Genomic DNA, 17066 nt, shown 5'->3' on the forward strand with positions numbered 1-17066 from the left:
AAAAGGAGGAGTCGTGGACGGTCCCCTGCTCGCCGTCGTCGTGGCCGTCGTCGTGATCGGCGTGATCGTCAAACGCTTTGTGGGCGAACCCCTCAACGCCCGCGACCTTGGCGTTCCCCCCGTCGTGCTCGTGGGGATCGGTGTCCACGGCCTGGTCACCGACGTGCGCCCGTCCGGCGTGGACCTGCTCTGGGTCGTCATCGGGTGCGTGGTCGGCCTCGTCTTCGGCGCGCTGCGCGGCCTGACGCCCCGCCTGTTCGCCCGGCGCGGCCATCTCTGGCAGCGCTACACCGCCTGGACCCTGCTGGTCTGGGCCGTCTCCGCCGCCGCGAACTTCGGCGTGGGCGCCCTGGCCACCGCCTCGGGCACGCCCGAGCAGGCCCGCCCGCTCACGCTGTCGATCGGCGTGAGCCTGCTCGGCGAGGCGATCGTCCTGGGCCTGCGCGCCCTGGCCACCGGCGTCCCCTTCGCCCCCGAGACCCGATCGGGCCCCGCCCCGCACCGCTCCGGTACGGCTGCCGCCGGCCCCCCGCCGGGCCCGGCGGGACCCGCGGGCGGCGGGCCGTACGGCAAGGGCGGCCAGGCGATGCCGTACGGCGCGCCGCCGCTGCTGGAGGGGGCGATGCGGACGGTGGCGCGGTGGGCGCGGGACCGGCGCGGGTAGGGCTCACTCGCCGCGGGCGAGCTCGCGGGCCAGGGCGTCGAGTTCGGCGCCGCCGGCCATCAGGGTGGTCAGCTCCTCGCGGGTGACCTCGCCCTTGGCGTACTCACCCACGGCCGCGCCCCGGTTCAGGACCAGGAAGCGGTCGCCGACCGGATGGGCGTGGTGCGGGTTGTGCGTGATGAACACCACGCCCAGGCCCCGGTCGCGGGCGCGGGCGATGTAGCGCAGCACCACCCCGGCCTGTTTGACGCCGAGCGCCGAGGTGGGCTCGTCGAGGATGAGCACCCGCGCCCCGAAGTACACCGCCCGGGCGATCGCCACCGACTGGCGCTCCCCGCCCGACAGGGTGCCCACCGGCTGGTCGGGGTCGCGGATGTCGATCCCCATCGCCGCCAGCTCCGCCCGGGCCGTACGGCGGGCCGCCGCGACGTCGAAGCGGCGGAACGGGCCCCGGCCGCGGACGGGCTCGGAGCCCAGGAAGAAGTTCCGCCACACCGACATCAGCGGGATCATCGCCAGATCCTGGTAGACGGTGGCGATGCCCCGGTCCAGGGCCTCGCGCGGGCCCGACAGGCGCACCGGCTCCCCGTCGAGGAGGTACTCCCCCGCGTCGGGCCGGTGCACCCCGGCCAGGATCTTGATCAGCGTGGACTTGCCCGCGCCGTTGTCGCCGAGCACGCACGTCACCTCGCCGGCGGCGACCGAGGTGGAGACCCCGCGCAGCGCGAGCACGCTCCCGAAGCGCTTCTCCACCTGGCGGACCGCGAGCAACGGGGCGCCGCTCATCGGCGCACCTCCTCGGCGTAGCGGCGGACCAGGCTGTTGGTCAGGGTGGCCAGCAGCAGCATCGCGCCCAGGAAGAAGGTGAACCAGTCGGCGTCCCATCCGGCGAACACGATGCCCTTGTCGGCCATGCCGAAGATCAGCGCCCCGATGGAGGCGCCGATCGCCGAGCCGTACCCGCCGGTCAGCAGGCAGCCGCCGATCACGGCGGCGATGATGAAGGTGAACTCCTGCCCGATCCCGGCGTTGGCCTGGACGGAGGAGAAGCGCAGGGCGGTGATGGTGCCCACCAGCCAGGCCGCCGCGGCCGTCGTCATGAACAGGCCGACCTTGACCCGCGCGGCGGGCACGCCGACCGCGCGCGCCGCCTGCTCGTTCCCGCCGACGGCGAAGATCCAGTTCCCGGCGCGGGTGCGCATCAGCACCCAGGTGGCCAGCGCGGTCACGGCCAGCCACCACACGATGGCCACCCGGAAGTCGCCGCCGGCCAGCGGCACCGAGGCGGCGAAGACCTGCCGCGCCCCCTCGTAGCCGGGCGCCTGCCGCAGCCCGCCGACCTGCACGGTGCCGGTGAGCAGCTTGGTCACGCCCAGGTTGAGCCCCTGGAGCATGAGGAAGGTGCCGAGCGTGACGATGAAGCTGGGCAGCCGGGTGCGGACCACGAGCAGCCCGTTCAGGAACCCGACGGCCAGCGCGAACACCAGGCCCGCCGCCATCGCCGACCACACGTCCAGGCCGTACCGCGTGGCCAGGGTGACCAGGATCAGCCCGGTGGACCCGGTGAGCACGCCCGCCGACAGGTCGAACTCCCCGCCGATCATCAGCAGCGCGATCGCCACGGCCATGATGCCCAGGGTCGAGGCCGGGTCGAGCCAGTTCGAGACGCCGCTCACCGACCAGAACACCGGCGACTGCGCCGCGAAGAACGCGAACACCACGATCGCGCCCACCACCGAGCCCAGCTCCGGCCGCACGAGCACGCGCCGCACGGGCGACACCCGCGCCACCCGCTCGTCCCGCCGGGCCGCCTCCGCCGTCGTCATCGGCCCCCGCCCCTCCGCCGGCCCACGCCGTACGGCGACGCCGGGTACGGCGACGCCGGGTACGACATCGCCGGGTACGGCATGAGCGCCGGCCGCGCCGGGGACGCGCGGTTCCCCCGGCTCCCCGGGTCCTGAGGGGCGGCCGGCGACGGCCGGGCCGCCGGGCGCGGGCCGTACGGGGTCATCGGGTGCCGCTCGCGGCGAGCTTGGCGACCTGGGCGGCGTTGTCCTTGGTGACGAAGCCGGGCCCGGTCAGGACGGGCTGGCCGCCGCCGATGGTGTTGAGGTTCTGCTTGTACAGGTAGAGGAAGGAGATCGGCAGCCACCCCTGGAGGTACTGCTGCTGGTCCACGGCGAACAGCAGCTCGCCGCCCTGGATCGCGGTGACGACCTCGCCGGACAGGTCGAAGGTGGCCAGCTTGGCGGTCGAGCCGGCGTCCTTGGCGGCGTCGCGCGCGGCGATGGCCATGACCGGGTTGAGGGTGAGGACCCCGTTGATCGACTTGTCGGTCTGCACCTTGGCCTTGATCTTGGCGGTGGCGTCGGCGACGTTGCTGACGTCCACCTGGAGCCGTTCGACGCCGCCGCCCAGACCCTGGGTGGCGCCGTTGCAGCGCTGGTCCAGGCCGACGTTGCCGGCCTCGTGGATCACGCACAGCAGCTTGGTGACCCCGGCGGCCTTGAGCTGCTCGCCCGCGCCGCGCCCGGCCACGTCCTCGGACTGGCCGACGTGGGTGATCGCGCCGAACTCCTTGGACTTGTCGCCGCCGGAGTTGATCGTGATCACCGGGATGCCGGCGGCGACGGCCTTGCCGATCGACTCCCTGAGCGCGTCGGGGTTGGCCATCGAGACCACGATGCCGTCGGCCTTCTGGCTGACCGCCTGGTCGATGAGCTGGGACTGCTGGGCCGGATCGCCGTTGCCCTGGTAGGAGACCTTCACGCCGTAGCGCTTGCCGGCGGCCTCGGCGCCGTTCTTGACGACGTCCCAGAAGGTGTCGCCGGGGGCGCCGTGGGTGACGACCGCGAAGGTCCCTCCCTGGGCGGGCGGGGCCGCCGCTCCCCCGGTGGAGCCGGTCTCCTTCGGCCCGCTCCCGCCGGAGCAGGCGGTCAGGGCCAGCGACGCGAGCGCGGCCCCGGCCAGGAGCCGCCACGTGGATCGCCTCATCGTTACCTCCGCCGGGTGGGCAGCGATCAATCGTGTCTGCGTTCTAACCGTCCGCCGCTGAAAGTGTCAACAGTTTGTATGGACATTATGACGTTTGTGCATGGAATGGGCCGATCTGACGGGCGAACCGGCGGGCGTCCGCCGGATCATGGAGTCGCCGCGGTCTTCGACGGAGGGAACGGACGTGCTCACGTACGGTGGCGACTACAACCCCGAGCAGTGGCCCGAGGAGACCTGGCGCGAGGACGTCCGGCTGATGCGCCAGGCGGGGGTGAACCTGGTCAACGTGGGCGTCTTCGCCTGGGGCGTCCTGGAGCCCGCGGAGGGGCGCTACGACTTCGGCTGGCTCGACCGGGTGATCGCGCTGCTGCACGAGAACGGCGTCGGCGTGGACCTGGCCACCCCCACCGCCGCCCCGCCGCCCTGGTTCGCCCGCGCCCACCCCCGGGCGCTGCCGGTCACCCGCGAGGGCCACACGCTGTGGCCCGGCGGGCGGCAGGCGTTCTGCCCCTCCTCCCCCGACTACCGCGCCGCCGCCCTGCGCGTCACCGGGGAGCTCGCCCGGCGGTACGGCGGGCACCCGGCCGTGAAGCTGTGGCACGTGCACAACGAGTACGGCAACCACAACACCTGGTGCTACTGCGACACCAGCGCCGAGGCCTTCCGCGCCTGGCTGCGCGAGCGGTACGGCGGCCTCGACGGCCTCAACGCCGCCTGGGGCACCGCCTTCTGGAGCCAGCGCTACGGCGACTGGGCCGAGGTGCTGCCGCCCCGGCTCGTGCCCGCCCTGCCCAACCCGACGCAGCTCCTCGACTGGCAGCGCTTCTCCGACCAGGCGCACCTGGCCAACTTCCGCGCCGAGCGCGACCTCATCCGCTCCGTCGCGCCCGGGACGCCGATCACCACCAACCTCATGGCGATGTCCTGGATCCGGCACCTGGACACCTGGCGCTGGGCCCAGGAGCTGGACGTGGCCGCCAACGACCACTACATCCGCTCCGACGACCCCGAGTGGTACGTCGAGCTGGCCATGAGCGGCGACCTGATCCGCTCCTCACGCGGCGGCGCCCCCTGGATGCTCATGGAGACCGCCCCCTCGGCCGTCAACTGGCAGCCCCGCAACCGCGCCAAGGCCCCCGGCGAGCTGCGCCGCGCCGTCCTGGGGCACGTCGCCAGGGGCGCGGACGGCGTCTCCTTCTTCCAGTGGCGCGCCTCGGCGTTCGGCTCGGAGAAGTTCCACTCCGGGATGGTCCCCCACGCCGGGCCCGGCACCAAGGTCTTCCGCGAGGTCTGCCGGATCGGCCGGGACCTGCGCGCCCTGGCCGAGGTCGCGGGCGCCCGGGCCGAGCCCGCCGAGGTCGCGATCCTGTGGGACCAGGACGCCTGGTGGGCCCTGGAGCTCGACTCCCGGCCCACCGTGGACCTGCGCTACTACGAGACCGTCCGGGCCTGGTACACCGCCCTGCACCGCGACGGCGTGCCGGTGGACTTCGCCTCCCCCGCCGGGGACCTGTCCGGCCGCAGGCTGGTCCTGGCGCCGAGCCTGTACCTGGTGACCGACGAGGCCGCCGCCGGGATCGCCCGGCACGCTGCCTCCGGCGGGCACGTGGTCATCGGCCCCTTCAGCGGCGTCGCCGACGAGAACGACCACGTCCGGCTGGGTGGCTACCCCGGCGCCTTCCGCGACCTGCTCGGCGTGTGGACCGAGGAGTTCTTCCCGCTGCAGGAGGGCGAGCGCGTCACCGTGGAGGGCCTGGGCGGGGCGAGCGTCTGGACCGAGCACGTCCACCTGCGCGGGGCCGAGGCCGTGGCCCGCTACGCCGACGGGCCCCTGCCGGGCCTGCCCGCCGTCACCCGTCACGGCACCGCCTGGTACGTCGCCACCGTCCTGGACGAGGAGCCCCTGGCCGCCCTGCTGCGCACCGTCCGCGCCGCCGCCGGCGTCACCCCGCCCCCGGCCCTCCCGCGCGGCGTCGAGGCGGTCCGCCGGGGCCGCCACCTCTTCGTGCTCAACCACACCGCCCACCCCGCCCCCGCCCCGGCCCGGGGCCTGGACCTGCTCACCGGCCTCCCCGCCGCCCCCACCATCCCGCCGGGCGGCGCCGCCGTCATCCGTCTGCCCCGCTGAGCGGGCGGGACGCCGTACGGCGCCGCCATCCCGCTCCGGGGCAGGGAGGGTGACGATCCGCGGGGGTGGGAGGGGGCCCGGGAGCGGGCGGGTCAGAGGCGGGACCCGGCCAGGGCGGTGACGAGGTGGCGCAGGTCGTCGAGCACGAGGTCGGCGCGGGCGGCCTCGGGGCGGGCGGCGTGCAGGTAGCCCCAGGGGCCGCGGCGGAGCAGGGCGGTGCGCATCCCGGCGCGGGCCGCGGGCAGGACGTCGTTGTCGAGCCGGTCGCCGACGTACAGGATCTCGGCGGGCTCGCGGCCGGCGACGGCGGCGACCTTGGCGAAGAACCCGGGCGCGGGCTTCTCCACGCCCCAGGCGGCCGAGGTGTGGACCCCGTCCACGGGCAGGTCCATCGCCAGCAGCGCCGCCTCGGCCTGCGGCGGCTGGTTGCCCGCCACGATGACGCGGTATCCGGCCTCGCGCAGCGCCGCCAGCGCGGGCCGCACGTCGGGGTACAGGTCGTCGGCGTCGAAGTTCTCCCGCAGCCCGCCCGGGTCGTCGCGCTCCCAGGCCGCCTGCTCGGCCGCCAGGTCGATGCCGGGCCTGATCAGCTCGAACGCCTCGGGGAAGGACCGGTCGAGGGCGGCCATCCCGCCGAGCACCCCGAGCATGGTCAGCCGGGGCACGCCCAGCCGGTCCGCCCATCGCGACCAGATCCGCGTCTCGTCGATCAACGTCTCGCCGACGTCGAACACCACCGCCCCGACCACGGCCTCCCCCTTCTCCCGCTCGGCGCACCGCCGCCCGTACTGTACGGCCTCGCCCGCCCCGCCTCGTCCCCGCCCCCGGCCGTACGGCTCGCGAGCCGTACGGCCGGGGCGGGGCGGGGTCGCAGGACGCGCTCGCGCCGCCGCCGGGCCTGGCGGAGGGCCGCGCCGGGCAGGAGCGCGGCGAGGAAGCCGGTCTCGCGCGACGCGCGGCGCCGACCAGCGGCCGAGCGCCGCGTCCCCCTACTCCAGGTAGTCGCGCAGCACGAGGGAGCGCGAGGGGTGGCGGAGCTTGGACATCGTCTTGGACTCGATCTGGCGGATGCGCTCGCGCGTCACGCCGTAGACCTTGCCGATCTCGTCCAGGGTCCTCGGCTGCCCGTCGGTCAGGCCGAACCGCATCGAGACCACGCCGGCCTCGCGCTCGCTCAGCGTGTCCAGCACGCCGTGGAGCTGCTCCTGCAGCAGGGTGAACGACACCGCCTCGGAGGGGGTGATCGCCTCGGAGTCCTCGATGAGGTCGCCGAACACGCTGTCGCCCTCCTCGCCCAGCGGGGTCTGCAGCGAGATGGGCTCGCGGCCGTACCGCTGCACCTCCATGACCTTCTCGGGGGTCATGTCCAGTTCGGCGGCCAGTTCCTCCGGCGTCGGGTCGCGGCCCAGGTCCTGGAGCATCTGCCGCTGGAGCCGGGCCAGCTTGTTGATCACCTCGACCATGTGGACCGGGATGCGGATCGTGCGCGCCTGGTCCGCCATGGCCCGGGTGATCGCCTGCTTGATCCACCAGGTGGCGTAGGTGGAGAACTTGAAGCCCTTGGTGTAGTCGAACTTCTCGACCGTCCTGATCAGGCCCAGGTTGCCCTCCTGGATCAGGTCCAGGAGCTGCATGCCGCGGCCGGTGTACCGCTTGGCCAGCGAGACGACCAGGCGCAGGTTGGCGGCCAGCAGGTGGTCCTTGGCCCGGCGGCCGTCCTCGGCCACCCACTCCAGCTCGGCGCGCAGGTCCGGGGACAGGGAGTCGCCCTCGGAGTCCAGCCGCTCCTGCGCGAACAGGCCGGCCTCGATGCGCTTGGCGAGTTCGACCTCCTGCGCGGCGTTGAGCAGGGGGACCTTGCCGATCTGCTTGAGGTAGTCCTTGACCGGGTCCGCCGTCGCCCCGGCCGCGGTGATCACCGCCTCGGGCTCGCCGTCGCCGTCGTCGTCCTCGGCGAGGACCGCGCCGTCCGCGCCGTCCTCGTCGTCCTCCACCGCGGTCAGCACGAGCTCCTCCTCGGTCTCCGCCGCTCGACGGTTGGGGTCTTGCCTGTCCACGTGCAGTCTGCTCCCGTCGTCCGCCTGAGTGACCGCACCGGTGCGCAGCGTCAGCGACGCTGTGACCAGCGACACCCCGCCAACGTCCGGTTCCCGTCCCGGTATTCCCGCCGCTGCGGACGGTGAGATCATCCGGGCCCCGGATCGCCCCGTCCGGCCCGGGATCGCCTCACCCCGCGGCCCGCCACGGCCGGGTCGCCGCCCACGCCGCCGAGGTCTCCAGCGGGTACTCCCCCACCGCCGCCAGGTAGCCCGGCGCCAGCCACGGCGGCTCGCCCGGCCGCGCCCGGAGCGGGACATAGCGCCCTCCGGCCCGCGTCACCAGGGCGTACCCGGCCGCCACGTCCCACGGCTTGATCGAGTTGCTCAGCGCCACGTCCGCCCAGCCGCACGCCACGTGCGCCAGCGCCAGCGCCGCGCTCCCCGGCCGCCGCAGCGTCCCGAACCCCGTCACCAGGTCGCCGAACCGCTCCAGCGCCCCCGGCTCGCGCGCCTCCCCCGGGCTGGGGTACCCGGTCAGGAGCAGCGCCCGCTCGTCCGAGCCCGCCCCCGCCGCGCGGATCGGCGTCCCGTTCAGGAACGCGCCCTCCGGCCCGGCGGTGAACAGCTCGTCGCGCACCGGGTCGTAGATCGCCCCCGCGACCAGTTCGCCGTCCAGCTCCACGCCCACCGAGGTGCAGAACATCGCCATCCCGTGGGTGAAGTTGGCCGTCCCGTCGATCGGGTCGACGTACCAGACCGCCGGCCCGTCGCCGGACGGCCCCTGCTCCTCGCCCACGATCCGGCTGCCGGGGTGCCGCTCCAGGATCAGCGCGCGGATCACCCGCTCGGCCTCCCGGTCGTGCTCCGTCACCGGATCGTGGTGGTCCTCCTTGAACTCCACCCCCATCCCCCGCGACCGGAACGCCTCCCGCAGCAGGTCCCCCACCGCCGTCGCCGCGTCCGCCGCCGTCCGCGCCAGTTCCTCCCGCTCCCCGTCCCCGGCCACGCTCACCCCTCCGTCCCGTGTCGTCTCCCTCCCCTCACTCTTCACCCCCGGGCCCCGCGCCCCGCACCCCGCCCCCTCCTTTTCCCGTACGGCCCGCGCCCGCGCGCCCCGCGACCGCCGTACGGCCCGCGGCCCGGCCCTGCTCCGCGCCGGCCGTACCGGCGCGATCATGGGACGGGGCCGGTCACGACGAGGGGGCACCTCGTTGAAGCGAGATGCAATTTTGGATTTGCCTCCAAAATTTCAGACGCTTAGACTTCGCGGCGTGAACGAGAGCCTGCGGGAGCGCAAGAAGCGGCGCACTCGGCAGCACATCCGCGACGTGGCGATGGGGCTGTTCGTCGAGCGCGGCTTCGACCAGGTCACGATCGCCGAGGTCGCCGACGCCGCCGACGTGTCCGTCAACACCGTCTACAACTACTTCGACGCCAAGGAGGACCTGGTCCTCCCACCGGACCAGGCGTCCCCGCACCGCCTGGCCGACATCGTGCGCGAGCGCGCCCCCGGCCAGTCCGCCGCCCGCGCGGTGCTGGCCCGCCTGCGCGAGGAGACGCGCCGCCACGACCGCGCCGTCGGCCTGGGCGACGGCTTCGCCCGCGTGCTGGCCATGATGCGGGCCGCCCCCACGCTCACCGCCCGCCTCAGCGACCTGGGCGTCCAGATGACCGCCGAGCTGGCCGCCGTCCTGGCCGAGGAGACCGGGGCGGCCCCGGGCGACCCGCTGCCGCGCCTGGTGGCGTCCCAGATCGGCTGGTTCCACACGCTGGTCTACGCCGAGATCGGCGAGCGCGTCACCGCCGGGGACCCGCCCGCCGCGATCGCCGCCGACGTCCTCACCCTGCTCGACGCCGTCGAGGACCTGCTCGGCGACCACGTCCTGGCCTACGCCACCCGCGAGGAGACCGCATGTTCAGAGTGACCGTCCGGGGCGTCTTCGGGGAGCTCTCCCCGCAGGCCCGCGCCGCCCTGCGCGAGGGCTCCGACCCGTTCCAGGCCGCCTACACCGGGGCGGGGACCTTCACCACCGACCCGGCCGTGTCGGCCTTCACCTTCCGCTGCTCCCCCGCGACCGGCCCGGACGACGACGAGGAGTCCGCGGCGAAGCTGGCCCTCTCGGCCCTGGCCGCCCACGGCCACCCGCACCGGATCCTCGACGTGGCCGTCACCGACCTGAGCACCGTCAAGATCCGCCGCCGGCGCTGAGACCGCCGAGACCGCGGCGACGTGTCGCGCCGCGCCGCCGGGCCGGGCTCGCATATCCGCGCGTTTGTCAGGACATCTTGATGTCCGCTACGCTGATCACGTGAGCACGAAGCTGGGGATCGAGCTCGACCGGTCGAGCCCGGTGCCGCTGTACTTCCAGGTCGCCGAGCAGATCGCCGAGGCCATCCGCACCGGGGCGCTGGCGCCCGGGGCGCGCCTGGACAACGAGATACTGCTGGCCGACCAGCTCGGCCTGTCCCGGCCCACGATCCGCCAGGCGATCCAGTATCTCGTGGACAAGGGACTGCTCGTGCGCAAGCGCGGCGTCGGCACCCAGGTCGTGCACGGGCAGGTCAAGCGCTCCGTCGAGCTCACCAGCCTGCACGACGACCTGCGCCGCGCCGGGCAGGAGCCCACGACGCGCGTGCTGTCCCTGGCGTCCGTCCCCGCCGACGAGGAGATCGCCCGCGTCCTCGGCGTCACCCCCGGCGAGGACGTGCTCCGCCTGGAGCGCCTGCGCTTCGCCGACGCCGAGCCGCTGGCGCTGCTGCACAACTGGCTCCCTCTCGGCCTGGCCCCGCTCACCGCCGACAACCTCGCCGAGCGCGGCCTGTACGAACTCCTGCGCGGCGCCGGGGTGCAGATGCGCGTCGCCAACCAGCGGATCGGCGCCCGTGCCGCCACCGCCGCCGAGGCCCGTCTCCTCGGCGAACGCCGCGGGGCGCCCCTGCTCACCATGGTCCGCACCACCTACGACGACCAGGGCCGCGCCGTCGAGCACGGCTCCCACGTCTACCGCGCCACCCTCTACACCCTGGAGGTCACCCTCATCGAGCGGTGATCATCCTCCGATATCCTTCGGGACCGCACCGAGCGAGCCGTCCCGAAGAGGAGAGCATGACCGCCGCCCCCGCCCATCGACCCCGCGTCACGCTCACCGGTGGCGCCCTCCTCCTCGCCCTCGCCCTGGCCGGCTGCCAGGCGTCCGGCGGCGCCCCCGCCCCGGCCGGCGCGCCCGGGACCGTGAGCGCGACCGCCTCCGCGGCGGACCCGGCGGGGAGCCCGGCTGGTCGCCCGGCGGAGAGCCCGGCGGGGATCGCCGCCGGGGAGCCGCCGAGCGGGCCCACCACCGCCCCGCCGGCCGATCGAGCGGGGAAGGGCGGCCCCGCCCCCTGCCGCGCCGCGGCTCTGCGCGCCGAGACGCAGGAGCAGGAGTCGGACTCCGAGGAGAAGGTCCTGGCTACCCTCATCCTCACCAACACCTCGGCCGCCCCCTGTCACATCCCCGCCGGCTGGGCGCCGCTCGGCGGCGGCGCGCCCGGCGCCTACCGGGCCCTGCCGGCCGAGCGGCGCGAGCACCCCGGCCCGGGCGTGGCCACCACCCTCAAGCCCGGCGCCTCGGTCTTCGCCGGCCTGCTCTGGGGCACCGGCCCCGACTGCCCCGGCCCCGGCTCCCTCGCCGTGTCCTGGAACGGCTCATGGATCCCCGTGGAGTCCCGCTGGACAAACGGCCCCCGCCCGGCCTGCGAGGGCACGCTCGTCCTGGGGACGCTCCAGCCCATCATGAACGGCGTCAACTTCACCTGACCGGCCCGGCCCCAGCCGCCCGGTGGACTCCACCCTGCGGCCGGGCCGGGGCCTCCCCGGCCCGGCGCTCCCGGTGTCCCCATCCGGACACCCGCCGCGTATTGACAGATGATCACGCCCCGGCGACCGTCGTGATCATCCAGCGCCGCCGCCCCGGCGCGCGCGGACCGGCAGGGAAGGACTGCTACATGCGTCTCCGGAGCGCCGCCACGGCGGCAACCTCCCTGGTCACGTTGATGGCCCTGCTCATCGCGCTGGCCTCGCCCGCCCACGCCACGTCGTACAGCCTCTACGGCGACAACGGCTACGGTTCCGCCCGGCTCGACTACACCTACTACGCCTCCAGCCACCCGAGCGGCTGGTACGTCGCGTACACCGACAACACGAACCTCTTCGACGACGGCGGGGACGGCTACGGCACCGTCATCCGCGTCACCTACAACACCCCGTCCGGCTCGGGCTCGGAGCTCACCGCCTACGCCACCGACGGCGACTACTCCTACGGGCCGGAGTACAGCGGCAGCCCCGTCCGCGACGTCCGCTTCTACCTGTGCCGCTACAACAGCAGGAACGGCACGGCCATCTCGCCCTGCGTGCGCATGACCACCTGACGCCCGGCGCGCCGGCCGCGCCCGGGCGCGCACGAGCGCTCAGCGGGCCAGCCGCTCCCGGACGGCGGTGTGCGCCGCCTCGCGCAGCTCCGCGTGCAACGTCGCGTTCGCGGTGCGGTCGGTGCGGGCCTCCACGATCCGCACGCCCTCGCCCATGATGGCCTTGGGCAGGTCGGTGATGGAGTCCAGCACGGTGTACGGCGTGCGCGAGGCGGCGGCCACCGCCGACAGGTCCATCCCGTGCGGCGTGCCGAAGACGCGCTCGAACGGCTCGGGCAGCCGCGCCTGCGGCAGCAGCGAGAAGATGCCGCCGCCGTCGTTGTTCACCACGACCAGGCACAGGTCGGGCCGCTCCTCGCGCGGCCCGATGATCAGCCCGTTCTGGTCGTGCAGGAACGCCAGGTCCCCCAGCAGCGCGAACGAGGGCCCGTTGTGCGCCAGCCCCGCGCCGATCGCCGTGGACACCAGCCCGTCGATGCCGCTCGCGCCCCGGTTGGCCAGCACCCGCACCCCGCGCCGGGGCCGCATCACCTGGTCCAGGTCCCGGATCGGCATGCTCGACCCGGCCAGCAGCAGCGAGTTCTTCGGCAGCACGTCCACCAGGTCCCGCGCCAGCCGCGGCTCGGTCACCGCGTCGCTCGCGTCCAGGATCGCGTCCATCGCCGCCCGCGCCGAGAGGTCGGCCCGGCGCCAGCCGTTCAGCCAGTTGTCGGCCCCCGACACCACCGGGATCTCCACCGCCTGCGCCACCTGCGTCGCCGACCGCGTCGGGTCGGGCCAGCGCGCCAGGCTGGGCGAGACCACGATGTGCTCCTCGGCCCGCTTCAGCCACGACAGCAGCGGCCGCGACAGCCCCGGCCGGCCCAGCGTGACCACCACGTCCGGCCGGTACGCCTCGGCGAACTCCGGCACCCCCAGCAGGAAGTGGTACGCGCTGATCGCGTGGTCGCCGTACCGCCCGCCGCCGTTCGGCTCCGACAGCACCGGCCACCCGGCCATGCCCGCCGCCGCGACGTACCGCCGCACGTTGACCGCGCCGTCGCCGACCACGAGCACCCCGCGCCGCGTCGGCGGGATGTGCAGCGCGGCCGAGGGGGGCGCGGTCCGGTGCTTGGTCCACGGCCCGTTCACGTCGCCGCCCAGCGGCTCGCACCAGCTCCCGTCCCCGTCGGGGATCAGCGGCTCGCGGAACGCCACGTTCAGGTGCACCGGCCCGCTGTCGGGCCCCTCCGCCCGGCCGTACGCCCGGCACGCCAGCGACCGCCAGTACGCCACCTGGCCCGGGCGGTCCTCCGGCACCCCGATCTCGGTGTAGAACCGCACCGCCGAGCCGTACAGCTTGACCTGGTCGATCGTCTGGTTGGCCCCGGTGCCGCGCAGCTCCGGCGGGCGGTCGGCGGTCAGCACGACCAGCGGGACGCCCGACTCGTGCGCCTCGATCACCGCGGGGTGGAAGTTGGCCGCCGCCGTGCCCGAGGTGCACACCAGCGCCACCGGCCGGCCGCTGCGGGCCGCCAGCCCCAGCGCCAGGAACGACGCGGACCGCTCATCCACGCGCACGTGCAGCCGCACGCGCGGCTCGCCGGCCAGCGCGAGCGCCAGCGGCGCCGACCGCGACCCGGGCGCGAGCACCGCGTCGGTGAGCCCGCAGCGCACCAGCTCGTCGATCAGCACGGTGGCGAGCGCTGTCGCCGGATTCACGCGGTCTCCTCAAGTGACGCCCCGGCCCCCGTGGCGAGCGCCGTGTTCCCAGTTCGTTCGGTGTTCCCCGTGCGCCGGATCTCCCCCCGGCGGCGGCCCGCTAAGGCCGCCCTCCTCACCTCGTCACCCCGAGGTGCTCGGCCGCGGCGCGCAGCCGGTCCAGCCACGCGCGAGCGTCCGGGCCGCCCGGGTCCAGCTCGAACGCCCCCAGCGCCGCCGCGTCCGGCTCCGGACGGCGTACGGCCAGCGCGCCCTCCTCCTCGGTCAGCGGCGCGGCCACCACGTCGCCGTCCAGCAGCGACGCCGTGCCGAGCCCGCAGGCGTACGGCAGGGCCGGCAGCGCGGCGGCCAGCGCCACCCCCGCCGCCAGCCCCACCGAGGTCTCCACGGCGCTCGACACCACGGCCGGCAGGCCGCACGCCTCCGCCACGCGCAGCGCGTTCCGCACCCCGCCCAGCGGCTGCACCTTGATCACCGCGATGTCGGCGGCCCCGGACGCCCGCACCTTCAGCGGGTCCTCCGCGCGCCGGATCGACTCGTCGGCCGCGACGGGCACGTCGGAGCGCCGCCGCACCTCCGCCAGCTCGTCCAGCGTGGCGCAGGGCTGCTCGGCGTACTCCAGCGTGAAGCGGTTCAGCTCCTTGAGCCGGGCGACGGCCTCGTCCGGGGTCCACGCCCCGTTGGCGTCCACCCGCACCCGGCCCGCCGGGCCGATCGCGTCGCGCACGGCCTCGACCCGCGCCACGTCCTCGGCGAACCCCTGTCCCCGCTCGGCCACCTTCACCTTCGCGGTCCCGCACCGCGAGCGACGCACGATCTCGTGCGCCTTCTCGGGGGAGACGGCCGGCACGGTCACGTTGACCGGGACCGACGCGCGCACCGGCGCGGGCCAGCCCCGGTCGGCCGCCTCCAGCGCGGAGGCGAGCCAGCGGGCGCACTCGCGCGGGCCGTACTCCGGGAAGGGGGAGAACTCCCCCCACCCGGCCGGGCCTTCGATCAGCACGCCCTCGCGCCGCGTCTGCCCCCGGAACCGGACCCGCATCGGGATCCGGAAGACCGCCAGGCGGCGGCCGTCAAGGACGCTTGGGGAACTTGGCGAAGTCGGGCTTGCGCTTCTCCTTGAACGCGTCACGGCCCTCCTGCGCCTCCTCACTCATGTAGTAGAGCAGCGTCGCGTCCCCCGCGAACTGCTGCATGCCGGCCGCCCCGTCGGTGACCGCGTTGAGCGCGCCCTTGAGCATGCGGAGCGCCAGCGGCGACTTCTCCAGCAGCTCGCGCGCCCACTGGACGGTCTCCTCCTCCAGCCTCTCCAGCGGCACGACCTTGTTGACCAGGCCCCAGTCGTAGGCGGTCTGCGCGTCGTAGAAGCGGCAGAGGTACCAGATCTCGCGAGCGCGCTTGAGGCCCACGGTCTCGGCCAGCAGCCACGAGCCGTAGCCGCCGTCGAACGAGCCCACCTTGGGGCCGGTCTGCCCGAACTGGGCGTTGTCGGCGGCGATCGTCAGGTCGCAGCAGACGTGCAGGACGTGCCCGCCGCCCACGGCGTACCCGGCCACCATGGCGATCACCGGCTTGGGCAGCCGCCGGATCTGCACCTGCAGGTCCAGCACGTTCAGCCGGCCGATGCCGTCCGGGCCGACGTAGCCGTCGTCGCCGCGGATCTTCTGGTCGCCGCCCGAGCAGAACGCCTCGGTGCCCGCGCCCGTGAAGATGATGACGCCCACCTCGCCGTCGTCACGCGCCCGGTCGAACGCGTCGCGCAGCTCGAACAACGTGGTCGGGCGGAACGCGTTGCGCCGCTCCGGCCGGTTGATGGTGATCTTGGCCATGCCCTCGGCGGTCTCGTAGACGATGTCCTCGTACTCCCCGGACCGCTTCCAGTCGACCACGCTCACCTGTTCCTCCTCCATACCGCGGACCCTCCGCCGGTCGCCTGCGGTTAACCTTACGACCGTGCCGACGCGTCCCGTACACGCGGTCGTCCTCCCGCCGGGTCAGCGGCTCTACGAGGCGCTTCGCGCCGCGCTGTCCGGCGAGGGCCCCGCGATCCTGCCCCTGCCGCCCGCGCTGCCCGAACCCGCGCTGGCGGCGACCCTGTCCGCCCTGCGGCCCACCCACGTGGTCACCGGGGAGGGGGTGCGGAGCTACCCCGGGGAGGGCGCGGACGACGCCACCGCTGTGGTGATCGCCACATCCGGCTCGACGGGCGCGCCGAAGGGCGTCTGCCTGAGCGCCGAGGCGCTGACCGCCTCCGCGGCGGCCTCCCTGGAGCGGCTCGGGGCGCGCCCGGGCGAGCGCTGGCTGTGCTGCGTGCCCGTCTCGCACGTGTCCGGCCTCCAGGTGCTCGTCCGCGGCCTCGTCAGCGGCGACGAGCCGGTGATCCACGAGCGCTACGACCCCTGGGCCGTGACCGGCAGCGGCGCGCGCCACGTCTCGATGGTCCCCACCCAGCTCCGGCGCCTGGTGGACACCGGGGCCGACCTGTCGGGCGTCTCGGTCCTGCTCGGCGGGGCCGCCGCGACGCCCTCCCTGATCGAGGCGGCCGTCGCGCTCGGCGCCCGCGTGACCAGGTCGTACGGCATGAGCGAGACGTGCGGCGGCTGCGTCTACAACGGGGAGCCGCTGCGCGGGGTGGACCTGGCGATCGCGCCGGACGGGCGCGTGATGATCTCCGGGGACGTGGTGTTCTCCGGGTACCGGCTGCGGCCCGACCTGACCGCCGCCGCGTTCTCCGGCGGCTGGTTCGTCACCTCCGACCTCGGCGAGCTGTCCGGCGGGCGGCTGCGCGTGCTGGGCCGCGCCGACGACGTGATCAACACCGGCGGCGAGAAGGTGGTCGCGGCGGCCGTGGCCGAGGCGCTGTCGGGGCATCCCGGCGTGCGCGACGTGGCCGTGGTGGGACGCCCCGACGCCGAGTGGGGGGAGCGGGTCACGGCCGTCGTGGTGCCGGCCGACCCGGCGGCTCCCCCGGCGCTGGCGGAGCTGCGCGACCTGGTCCGGCGCTCGCTGCCCGCGCACGCAGCGCCCCGCGAGCTGGAGGTGGTGGAGGAGCTGCCGCTGCTGCCCAACGGCAAGCCCGACCTGGCCGCGCTGCGCCGCGCGCCCGCCGGCCGGGCGCCCTAGGCGGGGCACG

The 17066-nt window shown here is 74.8% G+C and carries 17 protein-coding genes; 8 read left to right on the forward strand and 9 right to left on the reverse strand.

Features of this window, described 5'->3' with window-relative positions:
* The first annotated feature begins 13 nt into the window (after positions 1 to 13).
* The gene (locus tag D5H75_RS25650) at positions 14 to 664 is read left to right on the forward strand and encodes a hypothetical protein (RefSeq protein ID WP_202638494.1); all 651 of its coding nucleotides are present in this window, start codon (positions 14 to 16) and stop codon (positions 662 to 664) included.
* A 3-nt stretch (positions 665 to 667) separates the two neighbouring features.
* Here D5H75_RS25650 and D5H75_RS25655 read toward each other — a convergent pair whose 3' ends face one another.
* The 3 genes from D5H75_RS25655 to D5H75_RS25665 form a co-directional block, all read right to left on the reverse strand.
* Positions 668 to 1450 carry an ATP-binding cassette domain-containing protein gene (locus D5H75_RS25655; protein WP_202638495.1) on the reverse strand — a complete coding sequence of 261 codons (783 nt, stop codon included), beginning with the start codon at positions 1448 to 1450 and terminating at the stop codon, positions 668 to 670.
* Complete coding sequence (locus D5H75_RS25660) at positions 1447 to 2490, reverse strand: ABC transporter permease (RefSeq protein WP_119929085.1); 1044 nt, start codon at positions 2488 to 2490, stop codon at positions 1447 to 1449. The genes D5H75_RS25655 and D5H75_RS25660 overlap by 4 nt, the downstream gene beginning before the upstream one ends.
* Before the next feature lie 181 nt (positions 2491 to 2671).
* Positions 2672 to 3658, reverse strand: coding sequence for a sugar ABC transporter substrate-binding protein (locus D5H75_RS25665; RefSeq protein ID WP_119929086.1), 987 nt, complete (start codon positions 3656 to 3658; stop codon positions 2672 to 2674).
* A 184-nt stretch (positions 3659 to 3842) separates the two neighbouring features.
* On the opposite strand from D5H75_RS25665, the gene D5H75_RS25670 reads away from it, so the two are divergent.
* The gene (locus tag D5H75_RS25670; protein WP_242454508.1) at positions 3843 to 5786 is read left to right on the forward strand and encodes a beta-galactosidase; all 1944 of its coding nucleotides are present in this window, start codon (positions 3843 to 3845) and stop codon (positions 5784 to 5786) included.
* 92 nt (positions 5787 to 5878) lie between these two features.
* Here D5H75_RS25670 and D5H75_RS25675 read toward each other — a convergent pair whose 3' ends face one another.
* The 3 genes from D5H75_RS25675 to D5H75_RS25685 all read right to left on the reverse strand — a co-directional run bounded on the left by D5H75_RS25675 (position 5879) and on the right by D5H75_RS25685 (position 8831).
* Positions 5879 to 6535, reverse strand: coding sequence for an HAD family hydrolase (locus tag D5H75_RS25675; protein WP_242454509.1), 657 nt, complete (start codon positions 6533 to 6535; stop codon positions 5879 to 5881).
* A gap of 240 nt (positions 6536 to 6775) precedes the next feature.
* Positions 6776 to 7975 (reverse strand): RNA polymerase sigma factor, encoded by a 1200-nt coding sequence (locus D5H75_RS25680; RefSeq protein ID WP_202638496.1) that lies wholly within the window; start codon positions 7973 to 7975, stop codon positions 6776 to 6778.
* A gap of 37 nt (positions 7976 to 8012) precedes the next feature.
* On the reverse strand, positions 8013 to 8831 hold the full coding sequence (locus D5H75_RS25685) for an inositol monophosphatase family protein (protein ID WP_202638497.1): 819 nt from the start codon (positions 8829 to 8831) through the stop codon (positions 8013 to 8015).
* A gap of 265 nt (positions 8832 to 9096) precedes the next feature.
* On the opposite strand from D5H75_RS25685, the gene D5H75_RS25690 reads away from it, so the two are divergent.
* From D5H75_RS25690 to D5H75_RS25710, 5 genes are all read left to right on the forward strand, one after another.
* Positions 9097 to 9750 (forward strand): TetR/AcrR family transcriptional regulator, encoded by a 654-nt coding sequence (locus D5H75_RS25690; protein WP_119929088.1) that lies wholly within the window; start codon positions 9097 to 9099, stop codon positions 9748 to 9750.
* Positions 9738 to 10034, forward strand: coding sequence for a DUF6204 family protein (locus D5H75_RS25695; protein WP_147425278.1), 297 nt, complete (start codon positions 9738 to 9740; stop codon positions 10032 to 10034). Before D5H75_RS25690 ends, D5H75_RS25695 begins: the two co-directional genes overlap by 13 nt.
* 100 nt (positions 10035 to 10134) lie before the next feature.
* Entirely contained in the window at positions 10135 to 10875 is a 741-nt protein-coding gene (locus tag D5H75_RS25700) for a GntR family transcriptional regulator (RefSeq protein WP_119929090.1), read from the forward strand.
* 56 nt (positions 10876 to 10931) lie between these two features.
* Positions 10932 to 11621: a DUF4232 domain-containing protein gene (locus tag D5H75_RS25705; protein WP_119929091.1), complete on the forward strand. Its 690-nt coding sequence runs from the start codon at positions 10932 to 10934 to the stop codon at positions 11619 to 11621.
* Between the two features lie 188 nt (positions 11622 to 11809).
* A complete protein-coding gene (locus D5H75_RS25710; RefSeq protein WP_147425279.1) occupies positions 11810 to 12232 on the forward strand; it encodes a hypothetical protein in 423 nt (140 codons plus the stop codon).
* A 39-nt stretch (positions 12233 to 12271) separates the two neighbouring features.
* Here the strand turns inward: D5H75_RS25710 and menD are convergent, their stop codons facing one another.
* The 3 genes from menD to menB all read right to left on the reverse strand — a co-directional run bounded on the left by menD (position 12272) and on the right by menB (position 15843).
* On the reverse strand, positions 12272 to 13933 hold the full coding sequence (menD, locus tag D5H75_RS25715) for a 2-succinyl-5-enolpyruvyl-6-hydroxy-3-cyclohexene-1-carboxylic-acid synthase (protein ID WP_119929093.1): 1662 nt from the start codon (positions 13931 to 13933) through the stop codon (positions 12272 to 12274).
* Positions 13934 to 14048: 115 nt separating this feature from the next.
* Positions 14049 to 14975: an o-succinylbenzoate synthase gene (locus tag D5H75_RS25720; RefSeq protein ID WP_119929094.1), complete on the reverse strand. Its 927-nt coding sequence runs from the start codon at positions 14973 to 14975 to the stop codon at positions 14049 to 14051.
* Positions 14976 to 15006: 31 nt separating this feature from the next.
* Positions 15007 to 15843 (reverse strand): 1,4-dihydroxy-2-naphthoyl-CoA synthase, encoded by an 837-nt coding sequence (gene menB / locus D5H75_RS25725; protein WP_119929095.1) that lies wholly within the window; start codon positions 15841 to 15843, stop codon positions 15007 to 15009.
* A gap of 43 nt (positions 15844 to 15886) precedes the next feature.
* Here menB and D5H75_RS25730 point away from each other — a divergent pair, with 43 nt between their 5' ends.
* On the forward strand, positions 15887 to 17056 hold the full coding sequence (locus tag D5H75_RS25730; RefSeq protein WP_119929096.1) for an AMP-binding protein: 1170 nt from the start codon (positions 15887 to 15889) through the stop codon (positions 17054 to 17056).
* Positions 17057 to 17066 lie beyond the last annotated feature (10 nt).

Origin of the sequence: Bailinhaonella thermotolerans, assembly GCF_003594875.1 — a bacterium.
Taxonomy (GTDB): domain Bacteria; phylum Actinomycetota; class Actinomycetes; order Streptosporangiales; family Streptosporangiaceae; genus Bailinhaonella; species Bailinhaonella thermotolerans.

What these genes read in the sequence shown, in the direction of transcription:
- D5H75_RS25710 (WP_147425279.1), top strand. Translation starts at nt 11,810, where the DNA reads ATGCGTCTCCGGAGCGCCGCCACGGCGGCAACCTCCCTGGTCACGTTG.
- D5H75_RS25665 (WP_119929086.1), bottom strand. Translation starts at nt 3,658, where the DNA reads ATGAGGCGATCCACGTGGCGGCTCCTGGCCGGGGCCGCGCTCGCGTCG.
- D5H75_RS25720 (WP_119929094.1), bottom strand. Translation starts at nt 14,975, where the DNA reads ATGCGGGTCCGGTTCCGGGGGCAGACGCGGCGCGAGGGCGTGCTGATC.
- D5H75_RS25660 (WP_119929085.1), bottom strand. Translation starts at nt 2,490, where the DNA reads ATGACGACGGCGGAGGCGGCCCGGCGGGACGAGCGGGTGGCGCGGGTG.
- menB (WP_119929095.1), bottom strand. Translation starts at nt 15,843, where the DNA reads ATGGAGGAGGAACAGGTGAGCGTGGTCGACTGGAAGCGGTCCGGGGAG.
- D5H75_RS25705 (WP_119929091.1), top strand. Translation starts at nt 10,932, where the DNA reads ATGACCGCCGCCCCCGCCCATCGACCCCGCGTCACGCTCACCGGTGGC.
- D5H75_RS25695 (WP_147425278.1), top strand. Translation starts at nt 9,738, where the DNA reads ATGTTCAGAGTGACCGTCCGGGGCGTCTTCGGGGAGCTCTCCCCGCAG.
- D5H75_RS25680 (WP_202638496.1), bottom strand. Translation starts at nt 7,975, where the DNA reads ATGATCTCACCGTCCGCAGCGGCGGGAATACCGGGACGGGAACCGGAC.
- D5H75_RS25655 (WP_202638495.1), bottom strand. Translation starts at nt 1,450, where the DNA reads ATGAGCGGCGCCCCGTTGCTCGCGGTCCGCCAGGTGGAGAAGCGCTTC.